Origin of the sequence: Pseudoclavibacter sp. RFBG4 (assembly GCF_002931515.1) — a bacterium.
In the GTDB taxonomy this organism is placed as follows: domain Bacteria; phylum Actinomycetota; class Actinomycetes; order Actinomycetales; family Microbacteriaceae; genus Pseudoclavibacter.
The window spans coordinates 15,295-35,343 of record NZ_PSYC01000016.1 but is presented as its reverse complement, the minus strand read 5'-3'; the positions used below and the strand labels follow the sequence as shown (position 1 = coordinate 35,343).

Below are 20,049 nucleotides of genomic sequence, written 5' to 3'. Positions count from 1 at the left end.
CAAGCCGCGAACACGCGCGCCCCGGTATCCCCGCCGGCGGGCGCACGAAGGGCCCCGCCCGACCGAAGTCGTCACGGGGCCCCATCAACGTGGCCTGCTCGGTCGCGCAGACCGAGCTCTGGCGATTATGCGAGCTTGCGCAGCTTGCGTCGCTCGCGTTCGCTCAGCCCACCCCAGATGCCGAAGCGCTCATCGTTGGACAGCGCGTACTCAAGGCAGTCGCTCCGGACCTCGCAGGAGTCGCAGATCCGCTTCGCGTCACGCGTCGATCCGCCCTTCTCCGGGAAGAAGGCCTCCGGGTCGACCTGCGCGCACAGCGCGTCAGCCTGCCATGCGAGCGGGTTGTCGTCGCCGACATTCCTTCGAACTCCTGGGACGCCGAGGTTGACCGGGTCGACATACCAGTCCTCCGGAACCGAGGGGTTCCTCCCTGGAATTGCCATATCACGTTCTCCCCACGTTACTTGCGGGCACCTGCCCGCGCGTCGGAATCATTACATCGTTGTAATTCACCCCGCGTCAAGTCGAAAGCCCTCAACACTAAGCCCGGTCTTGAGACTTTTCGGAGAAGCCGCGCGCGATTCGCGGCGGCGTGTCGCCGAGGATCCCCCGCGAGGTGGGGGCTGTCCGACCTCGGGGGCTCGCAGGCCCCCTCGACGAAGATTCTCAGTTAGTCGGCGTGTCGCATCGGCACCGTGTCGCGCCGGTCGAGTCCCGGCCCGGCCGCGAAGAGGTCGACTGAGCCGATGACGCGCACGGGCAGCTCGTCTGGCGTCACGAACACGGACTCGCCCGCGCTGATCGTGGCCGTCGACTTCGCCCCCTCGAGCCGGGCCTCGCCTTCGAGGCAGAGGAGCATGGTCGGGCCGTCGAGGTGGATGGTCTTCACCGCTTCATCCGGGCCGGGAACGACCCGCACGAGCCGGAAGTCGGGAATCTCGGGTCGGTACTCCTCGACGCCCTCCTGGATGCGCGTCGCGGCGATGTACGGCGGCGGCACCGGGGCGAAGTCGAGCCGCGCGAGCAGCTCGGGGATATCGATGTGCTTCGGTGTGAGGCCGCCACGCAGCACGTTGTCCGACGCCGCCATGATCTCGATGCCGAGGCCCCGGACGTAGGCGTGCATGTTGCCGGCGGGGAGGAAGATCGCCTCTCCCCTCCTGATCGTGATGTGGTTGAGCAGCAGCGCCAGGGCGATGCCGGGGTCACCCGGGTACATGCGAGCCAGCGTCGCGATGATGCCCCGCTCCCGAGCGAAGCGCTCGGATTGGTCTCCGGACTCGTCACCCGCGAGCGCGACTCGGGATACGGCCGCCACGAGATCGCCGACGACATCGCCACCCTCGAGGAGCCAGGTCACGAGGGACTGCAGCTCCTCCCCCGTGGACAGCGACGCGGCCCGAGCCTCGAAGTCCGCGAGCGCGGCGCGTCCCGCGGGCGACTGCTCGGCGTCCGAATCGGCTCGGCGCGCGAAGTCGCCGACGACCGCGGCGACCTCGGCGAAGTCGCGGAACCCGGCAAGCGCATCCATCGTCTCGCTGAGCGCGAGGAGCATCTCGGGCTTGTGCAGGGGATCCTTGTAGTTGCGCTCCGGCGCGCTGAGGGGAATGCCGGCCTTGTTCTCGCGCTCGAACCCGAGACGCGCGTCCGTGAGCGTCGGGTGCACCTGGAGCGAGAGCGGGGCCGCCGCAGAGAGCACCTTCAGGAGGTACGGCAGCCGTGGGCCGTCACCCTCGCGCAACCCCATGGCGTAGCGGCCGAGCGCAGCCACCGGCGCCTGCTCGATCCAGGCGTCGAGCGTCGAAGCACCGCCGGCGAGCTCGGGGTCGACGATGCGACTCGGGGCACCGGGATGGGCCCCCAACCACAGCTCGGCCTGGGGCACTCCCTCCCAATCGGCGTCGTCGAGGGTGCAGGCGCCGGTCGTGCCGAGCAGCTGCGAGATCGATCCTGGCGCACCCCAGGCGTAGTCACGGGGGGCATTCTTCAGTGGCAGAAACATCACGCGAAGGCTACCGAATCTCACCGCCTCTGTGGGAGCGGTGAGGCGAACTGCAGGGCAGATACAAGTCACCGGCCCCGAACCGCGACCGTCTTAACGGATTCCGCCAAGGCGCTGGCGCGAGCATGGCGACGCTTCGTAGGCTCGCGGAGCGCTCGCTTCGCTGCCGCAGCCGGTGCCGCCGGTCCGACGATCGCGGAGCGCCTTCCACCCGCGCGACTCGGAACAGGACGGTCATGGACGACAACGAACTGCAACTTCTGCCAGGCGACTTCACGGGGCTCGAGGCCGAGCTCTCGGCCGAGGAGAAGGGACTCATCGCCAAGCTGCGCGACTACCTCGAGCGTGACGTGCGACCCGTCATCGACGAGCACTGGGAGGCCGCGACGTTCCCGACCGAGATCGTCAAGGGGCTGGCCGATGCAGGCGTGGTCGGCCTCGCCTTCGAGGAGACGCGCCCGTTCCCGAACTCCGCTGTCTTCCGCGGGTGGACGGCCCTCGAGCTCGCACGGGTCGACGCCAGCGTGGCAACGTACGTGGGGGTGCAGAACGGCCTCGCTCTCGGGGCCATCGGACTGTGCGGCTCCGACGCCCAGCGTGAGCGATGGCTGCCGGCACTCGCCTCCGGCGAGCTCATCGGAGCCTTCGGTCTGACCGAGCCGGGCTCCGGCAGCGACTCGGCCAGGGGCCTCACCACCACGGCAGAGCGCGTCGGCGACGAGTGGGTGCTGAACGGCGCCAAGCGATGGATCGGGAACGCGACGTTCGCCGACATCGTCGTCATCTGGGCCAAGGACGTCGCTGACGGTCAGGTCAAGGGCTTCGTCGTCGACACCTCGCTTCCTGGGTTCACCGCCACCAAGATCGAGCGGAAGGTATCGCTGCGCATCGTGCAGAACGCCGACATCACGCTCGATGGCGTCCGAGTCCCGGCCGACGCGAAGCTGCAGCACGCCAACTCGTTCAAGGACACCGCCACCGTGCTGCGCCAGACCCGGGCCGAGGTCGCCTGGCTCGCGACCGGCATCGCGGTCGGCGCCTACGAGGCCGCGCTCGCGTACGCGAAGGAGCGGATCCAGTTCGGCGCTCCCATCGCGGCCAGGCAGCTCATCCAAGAGCGGCTCGTCGACGCGCTCGGCCTCATCACGTCCAGCATCACGCTCTGCGTGCGCATCTCGCAGCTCGGCGATGCCGACGCGCAGAAGGACGAGCACTCCGCGCTCGCGAAGGCCGTCGCGACGGGCAACATGCGCAAGGTCGTCGCCCTGGCCCGCGAGGTGTGCGGCGGCAACGGCATCGTCGCCGATTACGGGGTCGGCCGGTTCTTCGCCGATGCCGAGGCCATCTACTCGTATGAGGGGACCAGGGAGATGAACACCCTCATCGTGGGCAGGTCGATCACCGGCCACGCAGCCTTCGTGTGAGTACCATTCCCGCAGGCAGCGAGGGCCGCGGACGGGGCAGAGGACCTGGGGCGTTGGCAAGTGCGCGAGAATAGGCCGGTGAGCTCCACCCGAACCCCAGCAGAATCTGCCGCGACCGTGCGCGCCCCCTGGCGTCGATTCCTCGCGCAGGTCCCGGGCAGCCCCGGCCTCACCGCATTCGCGACCTTCACGTTCTTCACGGCCTTCGCGGGCGATTTCTGGCGCAACCTGGTGACCTGGTACGGCTTCGGGGTCATCGTCGTCGTCATCATCGGAATCTCCATTTGGCTTCTCGCCAGCAAGAAGCCCCTGCCGAAGATCATGCACCTCCCCTCTGCGCTCATCGCGTTCGTCGCCTGGTGCGCGCTCTCGATCATCTGGTCGATCTACCGCCCCGAGTCGCTCCTGGGATTCGGCATCCAGCTCGTGACGGCGCTTGTCGCCCTCGCGCTCGCCGTCTCGCTCACGAAACCGCAGTTCCTGCGGGCGTTCAGCGCGGCGATGCGCTGGATCCTCGGCCTCTCCCTGGCCTTCGAGGTCTTCGTCGCCCTCTTCTTCCCCGGCGGGGTGCTCCCCCTGGCGCTGCTCATCCCCGGCGAGCTCGAACGCGTGACCGGCATCCCGGGAGCAACGGCCGAGACCGTCCCCGCCGCGTTCCTGTGGAGCCAGGGCCACATCTTCGCCGGAAGTGCCATCCAGGGCATCCTCGGCAATCGCAACCTGCTCGCCATGGCCGCCCTCCTCTGCGTCATCGCCGTCGCCGTGCAGTGGTACGCGAAGCAGATGAGGCGCTGGCCCGCCGTCACCTGGATCGCCCTCGGCCTCATCGCGATCCTGCTGTGCAAGTCGGCGACCGTCTTCGTCGGCTGCGCGGTCGTGCTGCTCGCCGTCGCACTCGTCTTCATCGCGAGACCGCTGAGCAACGCGCAGCGGTGGGGCATGTACGGGGCCGTCTTCGCGATCATGCTCATCATCGGCTGGGTCGTGCTGCAGTTCAACACGCAGCTCTTCGGCCTCATCAACCGGTCGAGCGACATGTCGGGACGCGGCGACATCTGGGCGGAGGTCGGGCGCCTCGGCAGCGAGCACTGGCTGGCCGGCATGGGCTGGATCAGCTACTGGGCACCATGGGTCGAACCCTTCAAGGGGCTCCTCGTCGTCGACGGAGTCCACTTCCTCCAAGCCCACAACGCCTACCTCGACGTCTGGATGCAGACGGGTCTCATCGGCGCGTTCTTCTTCGTCGGCATCGTGCTCTCCACCCTCATCCGCACGTGGTGGCTCGCCGTCGATCGGCCGCAGACCGACGCGAGCGGCCCGCGTGACTTCCCGCCGACCGCCATGCTCGCGTTCCTCCTCATGGTCGCGCTCACCGTGCAGTCGCTGACGGAGTCGAGGCTGCTCGTCGAAGGCAACTGGCTGCTGCTCTGCTACCTGGCTATCTACTCGAAGCTGCGCATCCAGGACCTCCCGGCGCTGCCGAGGCGCACCATCTCCACCAAGACCGGCCCGCTGCCCATCGTCGAGCGGAACAAGCTCGAAGGACTCTGACGCGCCTACTTCCCCGCCGAGCGCAGCAGGTCCTCGCAGGCCAGCTCGAAGGACTTTCCGGGAGCGACCGCGAACACCTGCTCGCTGACTGGCTCGGCAGCACACGTCGAGACCGCCTCCCGGTACTGCGCCGACCACGGGGCAGCGGCGAGCCGATCGTTCGGCACGGCGGCCCATTGCAGCACGACCGCGATGCCGACCGCGAGGAGCAGCGCAGATGCAGCCACCCGTGAGGCACGCGGCGCGCGCATCCCCCACCGCTCCACGATCGATGAGGCGGCGAATGGGAAGCTCGCAAGCGCGAAGATCGCGGCGGCCGCCCCGTAGCGGATGTCGATCTGCGCGGCCAGCCAGTCGTCGCCGTCGAAACGCGCGAACTGGAAGATCGTCAACGGGTTGACCAGGAGGGTGCCCGCGAACGCGGCCGCCGAGACGAAGAGCAGCGCGCCAAGAGCTCCCCGCGCCCGCCACCGCCCGAGCGCCGCCACGATGCCGACCGCGAGCGCGAAGGGGACGAGGGCCAGCAGCAGGATTCCACTGCCGTGACTGGCCAGGATCTCGGCATTCAGCTCGGTATCACCGCTCCAGACCGGCAGCAGTGCGGTGGCCCCCCAGCCGACGAGGATGTCAGCGACGGAGATCGCCCCGTGCGGTGCGTTGAACTGGGGCCGAGGCACCAGCATCCAGGTGACGAGTTGAGGCAGAGCGCCGAGGAGCGCGGCGGCCAGCAGCGACCAGACCCACCGGCTCCGATCCCGAAGCAGACGGACGACCAGGATGGGGAGAGCCACGATCGCCTGCACCTCGGTCAGGAAGCAGGCCAGGACGACACCGGCCCAGAGGAGCTTCTCCGTCCGGGACACGTCGCTTCGCGCGAGGAAGATCCAGACCACGAGCCACAGGCAGTAGGTGTGCAGGTTCGCGAGGTCGCCCAGCAGCTCACGGCTGATCAGCGGCACGAGCACGGGAACGAGCGAGACCGCGATCCGCGCTGGCAGCCACGTGACGATGCCCCTCGACAGACGGAACGTTCCCGCGCAGACGAGGGCTGTCGTGGTGAGGCTCAGGAGCGAGACGGCGACCCCGAAGTTGTCGAGCGGGAACAGCTCGGCGGAGAGCACCGTGATCACCCTCGGCAGGAAGTGCTGGTACCCCGCATAGGGATGGAAGAGCGTCGCGAAGCTGCCGAGCTCGATCTGCTCGCGCAGGAACGTGTCCCCGTCCTCCGCCCAGAGCACCCCGTGACCCCCAGCCGGGATGCGGAGCCAGGCGAGCGCAAGCGCTGCGACGAGGACACCCACCAGCCAGGCCGACTCACGGTGCCGCGCGAGCCGCCAGGGCTCTGCCCCGGAACCGCCACCGTGCTTGCTCATTCGTCGATGCTAGCGGCCACCGGCGCCGCACCCCGGCGAGGGAGACCGACGCGAGGGCCTCCGGCGATATGCTCGGGGCCATGCCAAGCAGCGCACCCGATACCCGAACCTCCGCAGAACTCCTGGTCGAGATCGAGGAGCTCCGCGAACGCCTCGACGAACTCGCCCGCGAACGCGCCGAGGAGAAGGCGGAGAACGCCGAGCTCAAGGCCCGCATCCTGGCACTGCAGAACTCCCTGGACGACGCGCACTACCACCTCAACGTGCGGCCCACGACGGTGCAGCGTGCCCGCAATCTCGTGCGTCGCCTCCCCTCGATCGCGCGCAGCATCCCGAGACGGATCCTCGCGGTCCCGCGTCGTCTCCTCGGTGGCCTCAAGTGAAGCTGAGCGACCTCAAGGCTCCCAAGCGGCTCGGCATCTTCTTCTTCTTCGACGAGCAGGGCGTCGTCGACGACTACGTCACGACGCTCCTCGACGGCATGCAGCCGCACCTCGACCACGTCATCATCGTCGTCAACGGCGAGCTCGACGACGCCGGACGGGAGCTCTTCGCCGCCCGGCCGGACACCGAGCTCATCGTGCGCCCGAACGAGGGCTTCGACTCCTGGGCCTACAAGACCGCCATCGACTCGATCGGCTGGCAGGGCCTCGCCGAGTACGACGAGTTCGTGATGTTCAACTTCACGATCGTCGGCCCCGTCGCCGACCTTGGCCTCATGTTCGACACGATGGATGCGAAGGACCTCGACTTCTGGGGCGTGAACGTGCACCACGCGGCGCCGTTCGACCCCTTCGGCGTGCTGGAGACCCCGACGCTGCCCGTGCACATCCAGTCGCACTTCATCGCCGTGCGGCGCTCCATGTTCCTCTCCGAGCCCTTCCAGGACTACTGGGACGACCTCCCGCCGATCCCTGACTACTCGCACGCCGTCGCGAAGCACGAGGCCAAGTTCACGTGGTTCTTCGACCGACTCGGGTTCACCTGGGAGCCCTACGTCGATACGACGGACCTCGAGCCGTACACGCTCTACCCGCTCAACACGTACCCCGTGCAGCTGATCGAAGAGCGCAACTGCCCCTTCTTCAAGCGCAAGACGCTCTTCGCGGGGATCCCCTCGACGATCGAGGAGATGGCCGGCTTCAACGCGACGGGGCTCTACGAGTTCCTCGAGACCTCCGGCCGATTCGACATGGCCCAGCTTCGCCCCCACATGCAGCGCAGCATGGACCAGTACGCGCAGTTCTCGACCCTGCACGACTGGGTCATGCTCGAGACCTTGGGCGAGCCCGTGAGGGACTTCGCGGTCCTCGTCCCCGTCGGTGCGGGCTTCGAGGAGCGGCTCGAGCAGGCACGCGGCATCGCCGGCCGCTCGGCGCTTGTCGTCACCGGGACCCGAACGCGACTCGAGGACGTGGACGGCCTCGTCCGGGAATCCGGGGCGACGCGCATCGAGGTGACCTCGCACTGGTCGGAAGCCGCCGGCAGGATCGACCAGGAGGTCACGATCGTGCTCGGCCCCGATGCGTTCCACCAGAGCGGCCGCCTCGCCGACCTCGTCGACGCGCGAGCCTTCGGATCCGAGACCTTCTCCCTGCCAGACCCATCGTCCGCGATCGCCGAATTCGAGCGCTCGAGGGAGCTCGGCCTCCTCGTCGCGGCCCCGCTCCTGCACGGAGAGCACTACGGAGAGCTCGGCCGAGAGTGGGAAGACACGACTCCGGCCTTCGAGGGCATCGCCACGATGCTCGGCATCGCGGTGCCGTACTCGCGCAGGACTGCCCCACTGCAGGGATCAGGCGGCACCGTCGTGCTCCGGACAGCGGCCGTCCGCGCGTTCGGTGCGGCGGTCGCGGCCGCCCCGTACGGGAGCCTCGTCCAGCTGAGCACTCGCGACTGGCAGAAGCTCACGGCCCTGGCCGTGCAGACCGCGGGCTTCGTCCCACGCGTCGCCGTCACCCCCAAGCTCGCGAAGTACCTGCTGTCGATGACCTTCGACCTGCTCCGTCGCATCAACCGCGCGGTCGGGCCGAGCGGCGGCGCGCGTGCCTCGACGCTCGTGGCCCGGGTGCAGTCCCTGTCCTGAGAACGCGCAGAGCAGTCCCGCGCCCTTGGCCCGGTTGCTCAGAGGTCAGGGGCGCAGGCTCGACCGATCCAGCACATCGGCGCAGGACAGGTCGAAGTAGCGGATGCCTGGCGCGCTCTCGAACGTGAAGCTCGACCCCGGCGACGCCTCGCAGGCAACGACGGCCGATTCGACCTGAGCACTCCACGGCTTCGCCATCGTCTTCGCAGACGCGACTTCCGGCCCCTGGATGGCGATGTAGCCGAGCACGATCGTCGACAGCACGAGCACCACCGATCGCGAGGCGATCGGGAACCTGGGGCTGAAGCGCATGACCAGCGACGAGGCGGCGAAGGGCAGAGCCGCGAGCACGAACAGCGCCGCCGCTGCACCGTAGCGGAGGTCGATCGGCACGAGGAACCACTCGGGCCCGACGAACCGCGCGTACTGGAACGACTCGTGCGGGTTCACGAGCAGCGAGCCCCCGAACGATGCCGCGGAGATGAACAGCAGGGCGCAGAGCGCGAAGCGCTGGTACGCCTTGTCGAAGATGAGCGCGGCGAGCGCAGCGAGCACGAACGGCAGCACCGCAAGCGCGAGGATCTTCCATCCGTACTCGGCCAGCAGGATGGAGTTCGTCTCGCGGTGCCCGTTCCAGATCGGCAGCACCGCGTTCACGAGCCAGCCGACGACGACATCCGGGATGCCGATGTCGACGCCCTCCTTGATGGGGCGGGGGGTCGTGAGCCACGAGAACATCTGCGTTCCGACGCCGACGAGCGTGCCCGTCGCGATCGCGATGACGGGCAGGCTGCGGTCCCAGAACAGTCGGACGATCACGATCGGGACGACGAGCAGCGCCTGCACCTCGGTGAGGCAGGCCACGAGCGCGATCACACCCCAGAGCACGCCCTCGACCTTGCTTGCGGGCTTCGAGAGCGCGATCCAGGCGGCGAGCCACAGGCAGTAGGTGTGCAGGTCGGCGAAGTTGCCGATGATCTCGAGGCTCAGCAATGGCACCGCGACAGGGATGAGCGACATGAGCACCCGGCCTGGGATCCAGCGGATGATGCCGCGGGTCAGCCGGTAGGTCGCGGCCGCGGTGAGACCGGCGAACACCACGCACACGGCGAACACGGCGCGGTTGTAGGACTCGAGGGGCACCCACTCGACGACGGCCGCGCTGAAGAGGCGAGGGAGGAAGTGCTGGTACCCGGCATACGGATGCAGCAGCGTCGCGAGCGTTCCGCGCTCGATCTGCTCCTTGAGGAAGATGACACCGTCCTCCGCCCAGACGACATCGTGGTCCGGGAGGGGGATCCGAAGCCAGGTCCAGACGGTGACCACGACGAACACCGTGACGCCCCAGACCCAGTCTCGTCGCATCCAGTCAGGGAGCCGAGAGACCGGAGGAGTCGTACCGACCGCGCTGGCTGTCGTTCTCGTCATGCGTCTCCTCTTTTGCGAGCGGCCGCGCGTCCTGCGCCGCCTCGTCCACCGCAGCAAACATCATGGCACGGAACGTGTGCCGCCCTGGCTGGCCTCGGAGCGCGGCTCTCGTGCTCCGTTAGAGTGGGGGCCTTGTCGAAAGGAACGTCATGACAGAACGCCAACGGGTGCTGGTGACCGGCGCTGGGGGATACATCGGGCGCCACGTCGTGAACGCGCTGCTCGCCGAAGATGCCGACGTCGTCGCCGTCGTCCGGCCCGGCGGTGCCGCCAAGGTGAACCCAGATGCGAGCATCGTGGAGCTCGACCTGCTGAGCAGCGACGCCGACTACTCGAGCATCCTGGAGCCGGCTCCCGCAGCCGTCATCCACCTGGCATGGGAGGCGGGCTTCGCCCACAACTCCCCCGTGCACATGCTCAAGCTCTCCGAGCACTTCAAGTTCCTGAACGCCGCCGTCGAGGCCGGTGTCACGCGCCTCGCCGTGCTGGGCACGATGCACGAGGTCGGCAGGCACGAGGGCGCGATCACCGCCGAGACGCCCACGAATCCGCTCTCCCTCTACGGCATCGCGAAGGACGCCCTCCGCAAGTCGTCGTTCCTCGCGTTCGACGAGAAGGTCACGCTGCAGTGGCTGCGCGCCTACTACATCTACGGAGACGACCGGAACAACCAGTCGATCTTCACGAAGCTCCTCGAGGCCGCGGACGCTGGAAAGCGCGAGTTCCCGTTCACCTCGGGCAAGGCGAAGTTCGACTTCATCCACGTCGAGGAGCTCGGCAGGCAGATCGCCGCCGTCGCTCTGCAGGACGAGCTCCGCGGCGTCGTGAACGTCGGGTCAGGGGTGCCAGTGTCGCTCGGCGAGCACGTCGAGCGATTCATCGCCGACAACCACCTCGAGATCGCGTTGACGTACGGCGCCTTCCCCGACCGCCCGTACGACTCGAAAGAGGTCTACGGAGACGCGACCGCGATCCAGTCCTTCATGGCGGGCCGCGCAGGCGCGTGAACCCTCGCGGCTGAGCGCCCGCGCCGCAAGAGAAGGGGCACGGTGTCGATCACTCGGCACCGTGCCCCTTCTTCGCGCTCAGAGGCTCAGAGGCTCAGCGACCCAGCACCGACTTCGCCGCACGCCGCGCCTTGCGCTCGAGCTTGACCGACGGCAGCTGCTCGACCGCCTGCAGCTGCTGACGGAGGCCGGTCAGCTCGGCGCCGAGCCTCGCGGCCTGCGCCCGGGCGTCCGCCGCACTGTGCTCGGCGGCAGCGGTGCGATCCTCGCGGAGCTGGAGCTCGAAGAGCTTCGTCTGCGCTTCCGCCTCGCGCTGCCCGAGCTCGTTGTAGCCGGCTCGCAGGCCTGCCAGGTCGAGCTCGCGCTGGTAGAGCGTCGAGTTGCGCTCGTCGACCTCCTCGCGGAGCAGGCGCACCTCCTCGTGCGCCACATCGTCGTACTTCTGGAACAGCGCAGCACGCTCGCGGAGGCGCAGCAGCTGCTCGTCCGAGTAGACCTCGGCACGGTCGTCGTCGAGCACCGCGGAGAGCTGCGCGGGCACGACAGCGGCGTCGCCGATGGCGCGGAGGGCGTCGATGATCGAGGTGTCCTCCACGTAGCCGCCTCCGGCGAGCTCCGAGGTCGTCGGCATGCGCAGCGCGAAGAAGTCCTCGAGCACGCCGGCCTTGTAGCGACGCCAGTCGCGCATGCCGTGGTGGTTCGCGCTGGGGCGCAGCCCGGGGTTCGCCTCGAAGCCGAGCGCCATCGCCACGGTCTTGCGCTCGAACTGGGACCACGAGCGCCACGGCACGTGCAGCACCTCGAGCTCGAAGCCCGGAGGAACATCGCCATGCTGCTCGAGCGAGACGAAGTGGTTGCCGTGCGCGACCTCCACGTCGGCCGAGCCGATGTGGATGGCATTCGGCGTCGGGTGAGCGAACACCCCGGCGCGGTTCAGCTCCTCGATGGGGCGCTCGTCTCGGAAGCGGAGACGAGCGAGCCCGCTGCCCTCACGGCCGAACGAGCCGACCATGTTGACGACGGGAACCCTGAAGGTCGTGAGCTCGAGGGCGTAGTGCTCGAGCGCCTGCCGGACGGTCAGCGAGCGGTCTCGTGCGAAGACGAACTCGTCGGCGTCGCCGTTGATGATCCAGTCCGCACCGTGCTCGGCGGCGGCTGCGCGCGCCATGCGCGTCACGACCTGAGCCTGCTGCTTCTTGTGCTCGGGGTCGTGCAGGAGCGTCAGGACCCCCTTCGCCTCGTACTCCTCGAGGATCTCGCGGGTTCCATCGACCGACGCGTTGTCGGTGACGATGAGGTGGTCGATGCCCTGAGCGAGCGAGTGCTCCACGACGGCCGCGATGATGTCGGCCTCGTCGCGAACCATCATGGTCATGACGATTTTCATGGCCCAAGGCTACCCCGCTGTAGCATGGGGGATCGGCTGGCGCCCACCGGCGCCCGGCCCCGACAGACTCCAGCCGGGGTCGCGGTGAGCAGAGCAAAGGACGCCCGTCACATGCGTCGAGTGGTATTTTTCCTCGTCTACGACAAGCAGGGTCACGTCGGCGGCTACGTCGAGCACTGCCTCCGCGAGCTGCGTGCCCACGCCGAGCACATCTTCGTCGTCTCGAACTCCCCCCTGACCACCGACTCGCGTCAGCGGCTCGAAGCCGTGGCCGACACGGTGTGGGAGCGCGAGAACGTCGGCTACGACGTCTGGGCGTACCGAGACGCCCTCCGCGAGTTCGGCTCAGACCGGCTGCGCGACTACGACGAGCTCGTGCTCGCCAACTACACCTTCTACGGCCCCATCGGCTCGTTCGCACCGCTGCTCGAGGAAGCCGACGCGAAGACCGTCGACTTCTGGGGCATCACCGACCACGCCGCGGTCGTCCCGAACCCCATCACCATGACGGGCGTCATGCACCGCCACATCCAGTCGCACTGGATCGGCGTGCGCCGGAGCATGTTCACGTCCGAGGCGTGGCGCTCGTACTGGGACGACATGCCGCGCATCGACTCCTACGACGACTCCGTCATGCTCCACGAGGCCCGCTTCACGCACTACTTCGAGTCGGCGGGCATGACGTCGTGGGTGGCGTACCCCTCCGCGCGCTACGGCGACCAGCACCCCATCTTCAACCTCGCCGATGTCCTCATCGCCGACGGCTGCCCCATCGTCAAGCGACGCTTCTTCTTCCACGACCCCATCTACCTCGATGAACTCGCCATCATCGGCAAGCGCGTGCTCGAGCAGCTGGAGGAGAAGAAGTACCCGCTCGACCTGCTCTGGCAGGACATCGGGACGACCGCCAAGCCGCGCATCCTGAACACCAACGCGGCGCTGCTCGAGATCATGCCTGACGTCGACCTCGGTGGCGCCGACCCGAGCGGGCTCCGCGTCGTCGTGATCGCCCACGTCTTCTACGAGGAGATGATCGACGAGATCGTCGAGCTCGCCGAGACGATCCCCGGTGGCTACGACCTCGTCGTGACGACGGCCAACGCCGACAAGCAGAAGGCCATCCAGGAGCGGCTCGTCGAGCTCGGGCGACCGAACGACGACGTGCGCATCGTGGGCTCCAACCGCGGTCGCGACATCTCGGCGTTCCTGCTCACCTGCAAGGACATCCTCGAGTCAGGGAGCTACGACATCGTCGTGAAGCTGCACTCGAAGAAGAGCCCCCAGAACGGCTTCAACTCGGGGCGCCACTTCAAGGAGCACCTGTTCCAGAACCTCCTGAACTCGCCCGGCTACACGACGAACCTGCTGCGGCTCTTCGTCGACCACCCCACGCTCGGCATGGTCTTCCCGCCCATGATCCACATGGGCTTCCCCACGCTCGGCCGCGCCTGGTTCGCGAACCTCGAGCCGGCGAAGGAACTGGCCGCGAAGCTCGGGATGCGCGTGGAGTTCGACGAGACGAGCCCGTTGGCCCCCCTCGGGTCGATGTTCATCGCCCGCCCCGAGTCGCTGCGTCCGCTCGTGCAGGCCGGGTTCACCTGGGAGGACTTCCCCGACGAGGGCCAGTACGCGGATGGGGGCCTCCCCCACGTCCTGGAGCGACTGCTCGGCTACTCCGCGATCAGCGAGGGGTTCCACATCCGCACCGTGCTGACCACCCACAACGCGGCCATCTCGCACACGCTCCTCGAGTACAAGGTGCAGGAGATCACGGCAGGCCTGCCCGGGCTGTTCCGCGAGCAGGTCGAGCTCGTCCGCCGCTACCTCGCGTCGCAGGCCGAGTCGCCGCTCGGACGCGCGAAGGGCCTCGTGCTGAGCCGCACCCCCGGAATCGCGAATGCCCTGCGCCCCATGTACAGCCGGTCGCGCGCCGCCTACCGCAACTTCCGAGCCGGACGCTGACCCGCGCCCTCCCCTGCGCGCGGCCCGCCAGGGCCGCGCCGCCAGGCTCCGAGGCGGCCCGGAACCCTGGTGTTAGTCTTGGGCGGCCCCTCCGTGGGGCCAGCGTCACAAGGTGTGCGGAGGACAATGTCTAAGCCTGTTTCCGTGCGGTCCCAGTCTCGGGGCCTCACGTTCAATCTCCTGGTGAATCTCACACTCCGTGAGATCCGGTCGGAGTACAAGCGCACAGCGCTCGGGCGAATCTGGTCGCTCATCAACCCGCTCGCGCAGATCGCGACGTTCTCGCTCGTCTTCGGGCTGCTCTTCCAGATCTCCGCGCCTCCGGGCGCGAACTCCGGGGTGCACTTCTTCCCGCTGTGGATCGGTATCGGCGTCGTGAGCTGGGGCTTCATCTCCAACTCGGTGAACGGCGGCATGGGCTCGCTCCTCTCGAGCGCCGACCTGCTGCGCAAGGTGTACTTCCCCCGCTGGGTGCTGCCGCTCTCGCGCATCCTCGCGAACGCGTGGACCTACGTCATCGAGATCGCGGTCATCACCCTGATCATGTGCTTCATCGGCGGCCCCATGGTGCTCGCGTACCTGCCGCTCATGATCCCGCTCATCATCCTCATCATCATGTTCGTGCTGGGCCTCGCCCTCATCCTCTCGGTGGTCGTCGTGTACTTCCGCGACATCGAGCACCTGTGGGGCATCCTCACGCAGCTGTGGCTCTACGCCTCCGGCGTCATGTTCCCGCTGACGATGGTGCAGCAGGCGCAGGACAAGCTGACCGAGGAGGGCAGCCTGCTCTTCGGCGAGCCGTGGCCGCTCGTCTTCCTCTTCCAGCTCAACCCGACCCAGCGCATGCTCGAGTCGATCAGGAACATCGTCTACGACTACCAGGTGCCCCCGCTCGAGAACTGGCTGTACATCGGCGTCTGGGCCGTCGTGATGCTGGTCATCGGCATCCTCGTGTTCACCAGGTTCTCGAAGAACATCGTGGAGGAGCTCTAATGGCAGGCACAGCAGTCGACGTCTCCGGCGTCTCGAAGACCTTCCGCATCTACCACGACAGGAACCAGTCGCTGAAGGCGACGGTCCTGAAGGGTGGGCGGGCCAAGTACGAGGAGTTCAAGGCGCTCGACGACGTGACCTTCGAGGTGCCGGAAGGCGGCACCTTCGGTCTGCTCGGCCGCAACGGCTCCGGCAAGTCGACGCTGCTCAAGTGCATCGCCGGCATCCTCTCCCCGAACTCGGGCACCATCACGACCCGCGGCCGCATCGCCGCCATGCTCGAGGTGGGGTCCGGCTTCCACCCTGAGCTGACGGGACGCGAGAACGTCTACCTCAACGGCTCGATCCTCGGCATGTCGAAGCAGCAGATCGACAGCCGCTTCGACTCCATCGTCGACTTCTCCGGCATCGAGAAGTTCATCGACCAGCCCGTGAAGAACTACTCGAGCGGCATGTACGTGCGCCTCGGCTTCGCGGTCTCCATCCACACGGAACCCGACGTGCTGCTCGTCGACGAGGTGCTCGCAGTCGGCGACATGGACTTCCAGGCCAAGTGCCGCGCGAAGTTCGCCGACTTCAAAGCGAGCGGACGCACGGTTGTCGTCGTCTCGCACGGCCTCGAGGGCATGCGCGAGTTCTGCGACCGGGCCGCCTGGCTCGAGCAGGGCGTGCTGCAGGAAGTCGGGCCAGCCACGGCCATCATCGACAAGTACCGGGATTCCGGCAACGTCACCGAGATCATCGAGGGCGGCGGCCAGCGCCACGGCAGCGGCGAGCTCTACATCGACTCGATCGAGCTCGTCAACGAGGGCGGCACCGTCGACAACGAAGTACGGACGGGCGAGTCCCCGACCGTGCGCCTCAACTTCGAGGCGAGGCGCCCCGTCGAGCGCCCGAACTTCAAGATCGCGATCGAGACCCTCGAGGGGGTCCGCATCTGGAGCACCTCCTGCAAGCAGCTCGGCTGGCAGCCTGACTCCGTGCAGGTCGGCCAGGGCAGCATGGACTTCCACCTCGACCGTCTCGCGCTCGCTCCTGGTGAGTATGTCGTGAACGCCGAGGTGTGGCGCGACGAGAGCACGACACCGGTCGACAGCCTCACCGGCTCGTTCCGGTTCGGTGTGCACGCAGGCTCGCCGTTTGCGCTCGAGGGCGTGCTGGCGATGGATGCGCGCATCGTCGCCAAGCTCCCAGGCCAGTGATTCGGGAGCCGGGTCGAGACTCGGCCGCGTGATCGACGAAGGAACCCCCGCCAGGTGGCGGGGGTTCCTTCGTCTCTGTGGCTGCAGTCTCGGAGCTGCAGAATGCAGAAGACCCCCGCCGAGGCGAGGGTCTTCTGTCATGCGGTCAGGCGTCAGCCGGCAACCGGCTCTCCGATGCGGAAGGTGGAGAACAGCTCACGCGACAGCTGGAACGTCGTCGGCTCCGAGGTCGCCGTGGGCTCCGCCGTTGGCGTCTCGTCGCCCTGGGCGTCAGCTGCGGCGGTCTCTGCCGGGGTTTCAGTCGGCGTCTCGACTGGTTCCTCGGTGGCGGTTGCCGTCGGGTCGGCCGTCGCGGTCGGCTCGCCCTGGCTGGCGTCGGCTGCCGGGGTCTCCTCGGTGCCGTCGGTCGGTGCCGGGGCGCCGGTCTCGGTCGGCTCTGCCGTCGCAGTGGCCGTCTCGGTCACGACCGGCGTCGCGAGCGACGGGTCGACCGGGTGCAGCACGCCGTCCTTGGCGACGTAGAGGGTCCCGTCCGGGCCGAAGACCCGGTCCGTGATGGGCTCTGCTGTCGCGGAGACCGTGAGGCCCGCGCCGACCTCGGGCGAGATGAGGGCGAAGTCGAGTCCGAACGCAGCTGCGTACTCGGGTGTCGCGAAGGGCACGAGCTCTCCGTCGACTCCGATGTAGGAGACGCCGCCGACGGTGACCGCCGAGGTGTAGAGCGGTGAGGTGTTCTCACCGAACTCCGCGAAGTTCGCGTCCGGCACGCTGCGTGGGTTCTCGATGGCGAGCCCGAGCTGCGCGGCGACCTCTGGGGAGCCGACCTGCAGGAGCTCGTCTCCGTTCACGATCCAGGTTCCGGTCCCGGCCCGGTTGGTGATGACCTCGCCAGCGGTGAGCTCGACTGCGGGCTCCGGAGCCGCCGTCTCCGTCGGCTCGGGGGTGCCAGGGGCATCCGTCGACGTCGGGGTCGGCTCGAGCGACGGGTTCGTCGGCTCGGGGGTCGCCGTCGCGGTGGGCTCAGCCGTGGCGGATGCCGTGGGCTCCGGCGTCGCCGTCGCCGAAGCAGTCGGCTCAGGCGTGGCCGTGGCCGTCGGCTCAGGTGTCGCCGTGGGGGTCGCGGTTGGCGTCGGAGTCGCGGTCTCGGTCGGCGCTGGCGTCTCGGTGGGCTCGCCCCAGCCTGCGGGGAGCTTCGTGAGCTGCGCGCCCGTGGTGATCTGGTCGGCGAAGCTCGTCGGAACCTCGATGACCTTGCCGACAGCCCCGAACTCGACCACGAGCTTCGGCGAGGAGATGTGCTGCTTCTCACCATCGTGGACGAAGAAGATCTTGCTGCCGTCCTTGATGAACTCCGTCATCGACTTGCCCGAGTTCGGGACGACACCGCAGAGCTGCGCCGAGAGGCTCGGGAACTCGATGCCGTAGGCGGCCGCGAGTTCCGGCGTCAGCTTGTGGGCCTCCTTCTCGGTGGCGACGTAGGCGTCATCCCCGCAGCGGAACTGGTTGGTCGTGATCGCAGCATCCTTGATAGGGATGCGGTCGAACGAGGCCTGGGTGATGACGTACGGGTTGGTGCCGAAGCCGTAAGCCTCGGCGAGCTCGCTGCTGGCGACCTTGGTGAGGTGGGCGCCGTCGAGCACGTACAGCGTGTCGCTGCTCGGGCTCTTGATGAGGGCCCCGTTGGTGATGCCGTTGCCCGTCTTGATGCCGTCGAGCGTTCCGGCCGGCACCGTGTAGATCGTGCTGGAGATGCCACGCTTCGTGGCCTCTGCCTCGGCGTCGCTCTTCGAGGAGAACTCGACTCGCTCGCCGCCGACGACCAGGTTGATCTTGTCGCTGCCGCTCTCCTGGACGAAGTGGGCGCCGGTGACGGAGCCGTTCGTGCCGAGGACGCTGATGATCCCAGCTGGGATGGACACGAAGTTCGCTGCGCCGTAGGTCGAGGCCGGCACGCGGAGCAGTCCGCCATCGGTCTGGACGTACGTCGCGGTTCCATCGCTCACGAGCGGCTCCGCTGAGAGGGCGTCGCCCTGGCTGAGCTTGGCGTAGGCCGGGCCGAACCTGCCGGTCGCCTTGAACGCGCTGAAGTCGGACAGCGCGGCCGGGACCGCGTGCGCCGTGAGGTCAGCATCGAGGAGGACCTTGCCGGAGCCGTCGAGCTTCTCGACGATCGCGCCTGGGGTCAGCAGGGGTTCACCGTCGCTGAGGAAGTCGATCTTGTCGTCTTTCAGGTCGGTGAAGCCGATGTAGAAGCCGGGCTGCGTGCCGAGCTGGGCGAGATCGGAGACCTCACGCTTCGTGGTTCCTTCGATCATGAAGATCTGGCCGCTCGTGTTCTTCACGAACTTCTCGAGGTAGCCGCCCTTGTTGAACCTGTCGAGCTGCTCCTGCGTGATCTTCGCGAGGTCGGAACCCTGCTGGTAGCCGAAGTCCGCGGCCACGGTCCAGTTGCGAACCTTGTGGAACACGCCATCGTCGATGTAGTACGGCGCGCCATCCGGGCCGGCGAGGATCTCGCCGACATTCGCACCCGTCGAGTACTTGTCGAGCGTCGAGGCCGGGACCGTGGAGACGGCGCCGAGTGCGTAGGCGAAGTCGGCGACCTTGGACGCGGTCACGGGGTAGCGCACGTCCTCGGACAGGAAGTACACCTGCGAGGAGCCCTCCGCCTTGACGAGCCACGGCACGCTCACGGCGCCCTTCGGGTCACCGAACCAGTCGGTGTACATGCTCCAGAAGTTGCGGTTGCCGTAGGCCGAGCAGGCGTCGCCCTCGCCGTACATGTTGTTCAGGGCAGCGCGGTTGGGCTGGTACGGCGTGTAGTTGTAGAGGCCAGCGGTCGCGTAGTTCGAGATGTAGACCGGGGAGGAGCCGCAGGAGAAGTCGGGGTTGTACAGCACGTTGTACGTTGTGAACGGGACGTGGTTGAAGCTGTTCGGGTTCGCCTTGTAGTTCTGGAACTGCCGGGCCGCGTTGTAGACCTGGTAGAAGAAGCCGCCGTAGCTCTGGTCGCAGGGTGCGGTGTCAGGGCAGCCGAATCCGGTCGCAGCCGCGAGCCGACCGAGGGTCGGGCTGGACATGGAGACGAGGCTCTGCTCCTTCTCCAGGAGCACGAGCATGGCCTTCTGGCTGAAGTTGCAGGCCTGGCCGACCTTGGCGATGATGTCGGCCGCCGACTCACCGCCGCCAGCGCCCGAGTAGGCGCTGCAGTACTGAGATGCCGGCATGGAGGGGGTCGCCTGCGTGTAGTTGCGCAGCGCCGTCGTCGACGACGACTGGTTGCGCGAGACGAGGAACTGCTGCACCTCGGCCGCGGACATCGCGTTGCCGTTGTAGAAGTTCTCATCGCTGATCAGGTTGCCCGGGTCGAACGCGCTGGCGTCGGCCGCCGTGGCTGCCTCGATGCCGCCGGAGGTCGGGCTCGAGGTGATGAGCTGCAGCCCGAGCAGCCCGGAGGCTGCTACCGCTGCGGTAGCGAATATGGCAAGAGTACGGCGAAACATGAGTTCCCAACGCGTCGGTCGACTGGGGCGCGAAGCCTTCACGGAGTACACCGAGACTGCTCAGCAGTTTCCAAGTATGCATACATGTGCCACGGAACTCCACACCCGTCCCAACTTTCACATCAGTCACA

Annotated in this window: 14 protein-coding genes; 8 read left to right on the top strand and 6 right to left on the bottom strand. The window is 67.8% G+C overall.

All coding sequences use genetic code 11. The annotated features are described in order from the left end of the window. Positions 1–125: 125 nt before the first annotated feature. The gene (locus C5E10_RS04155) at positions 126–443 is read right to left on the bottom strand and encodes a WhiB family transcriptional regulator (protein WP_104242955.1); all 318 of its coding nucleotides are present in this window, start codon (positions 441–443) and stop codon (positions 126–128) included. Positions 444–670: 227 nt separating this feature from the next. Then, the gene (gene manA / locus C5E10_RS04150; protein ID WP_104330573.1) at positions 671–2,002 is read right to left on the bottom strand and encodes a mannose-6-phosphate isomerase, class I; all 1,332 of its coding nucleotides are present in this window, start codon (positions 2,000–2,002) and stop codon (positions 671–673) included. 236 nt (positions 2,003–2,238) lie between these two features. Here manA and C5E10_RS04145 point away from each other — a divergent pair, with 236 nt between their 5' ends. Further along, entirely contained in the window at positions 2,239–3,426 is a 1,188-nt protein-coding gene (locus C5E10_RS04145; RefSeq protein WP_104330572.1) for an acyl-CoA dehydrogenase family protein, read from the top strand. Between the two features lie 78 nt (positions 3,427–3,504). Further along, positions 3,505–4,977 carry an O-antigen ligase gene (locus C5E10_RS04140; protein ID WP_146080148.1) on the top strand — a complete coding sequence of 491 codons (1,473 nt, stop codon included), beginning with the start codon at positions 3,505–3,507 and terminating at the stop codon, positions 4,975–4,977. A gap of 5 nt (positions 4,978–4,982) precedes the next feature. Here the strand turns inward: C5E10_RS04140 and C5E10_RS04135 are convergent, their stop codons facing one another. Then, positions 4,983–6,350 (bottom strand): hypothetical protein, encoded by a 1,368-nt coding sequence (locus C5E10_RS04135; RefSeq protein WP_104330570.1) that lies wholly within the window; start codon positions 6,348–6,350, stop codon positions 4,983–4,985. Between the two features lie 80 nt (positions 6,351–6,430). Between C5E10_RS04135 and C5E10_RS04130 the strand changes: the two genes are divergently transcribed. Both C5E10_RS04130 and C5E10_RS04125 read left to right on the top strand, forming a co-directional pair. Beyond that, positions 6,431–6,733 carry an iron-sulfur cluster co-chaperone HscB C-terminal domain-containing protein gene (locus C5E10_RS04130; protein WP_146080147.1) on the top strand — a complete coding sequence of 101 codons (303 nt, stop codon included), beginning with the start codon at positions 6,431–6,433 and terminating at the stop codon, positions 6,731–6,733. Next, complete coding sequence (locus C5E10_RS04125; RefSeq protein WP_104330568.1) at positions 6,730–8,436, top strand: rhamnan synthesis F family protein; 1,707 nt, start codon at positions 6,730–6,732, stop codon at positions 8,434–8,436. The genes C5E10_RS04130 and C5E10_RS04125 overlap by 4 nt, the downstream gene beginning before the upstream one ends. A 45-nt stretch (positions 8,437–8,481) precedes the next feature. On the opposite strand, the gene C5E10_RS04120 is transcribed toward C5E10_RS04125, so the two are convergent. Beyond that, positions 8,482–9,864 (bottom strand): hypothetical protein, encoded by a 1,383-nt coding sequence (locus C5E10_RS04120; protein WP_146080146.1) that lies wholly within the window; start codon positions 9,862–9,864, stop codon positions 8,482–8,484. 149 nt (positions 9,865–10,013) lie between these two features. On the opposite strand from C5E10_RS04120, the gene C5E10_RS04115 reads away from it, so the two are divergent. Continuing rightward, on the top strand, positions 10,014–10,871 hold the full coding sequence (locus tag C5E10_RS04115) for an NAD(P)-dependent oxidoreductase (protein WP_104330566.1): 858 nt from the start codon (positions 10,014–10,016) through the stop codon (positions 10,869–10,871). Between the two features lie 94 nt (positions 10,872–10,965). Here C5E10_RS04115 and C5E10_RS04110 read toward each other — a convergent pair whose 3' ends face one another. After that, positions 10,966–12,258, bottom strand: coding sequence for a glycosyltransferase family 2 protein (locus tag C5E10_RS04110; protein WP_104330565.1), 1,293 nt, complete (start codon positions 12,256–12,258; stop codon positions 10,966–10,968). A gap of 111 nt (positions 12,259–12,369) precedes the next feature. Between C5E10_RS04110 and C5E10_RS04105 the strand changes: the two genes are divergently transcribed. The 3 genes from C5E10_RS04105 to C5E10_RS04095 all read left to right on the top strand — a co-directional run bounded on the left by C5E10_RS04105 (position 12,370) and on the right by C5E10_RS04095 (position 16,415). Then, entirely contained in the window at positions 12,370–14,220 is a 1,851-nt protein-coding gene (locus C5E10_RS04105; RefSeq protein ID WP_104330564.1) for a rhamnan synthesis F family protein, read from the top strand. A 183-nt stretch (positions 14,221–14,403) separates the two neighbouring features. Beyond that, positions 14,404–15,213 carry an ABC transporter permease gene (locus tag C5E10_RS04100; protein WP_181062634.1) on the top strand — a complete coding sequence of 270 codons (810 nt, stop codon included), beginning with the start codon at positions 14,404–14,406 and terminating at the stop codon, positions 15,211–15,213. After that, positions 15,213–16,415 (top strand): ABC transporter ATP-binding protein, encoded by a 1,203-nt coding sequence (locus C5E10_RS04095; RefSeq protein ID WP_201297672.1) that lies wholly within the window; start codon positions 15,213–15,215, stop codon positions 16,413–16,415. Before C5E10_RS04100 ends, C5E10_RS04095 begins: the two co-directional genes overlap by 1 nt. 152 nt (positions 16,416–16,567) lie before the next feature. Here C5E10_RS04095 and C5E10_RS04090 read toward each other — a convergent pair whose 3' ends face one another. After that, on the bottom strand, positions 16,568–19,918 hold the full coding sequence (locus C5E10_RS04090; protein ID WP_104330562.1) for a hypothetical protein: 3,351 nt from the start codon (positions 19,916–19,918) through the stop codon (positions 16,568–16,570). Between the last annotated feature and the right edge of the window lie 131 nt (positions 19,919–20,049).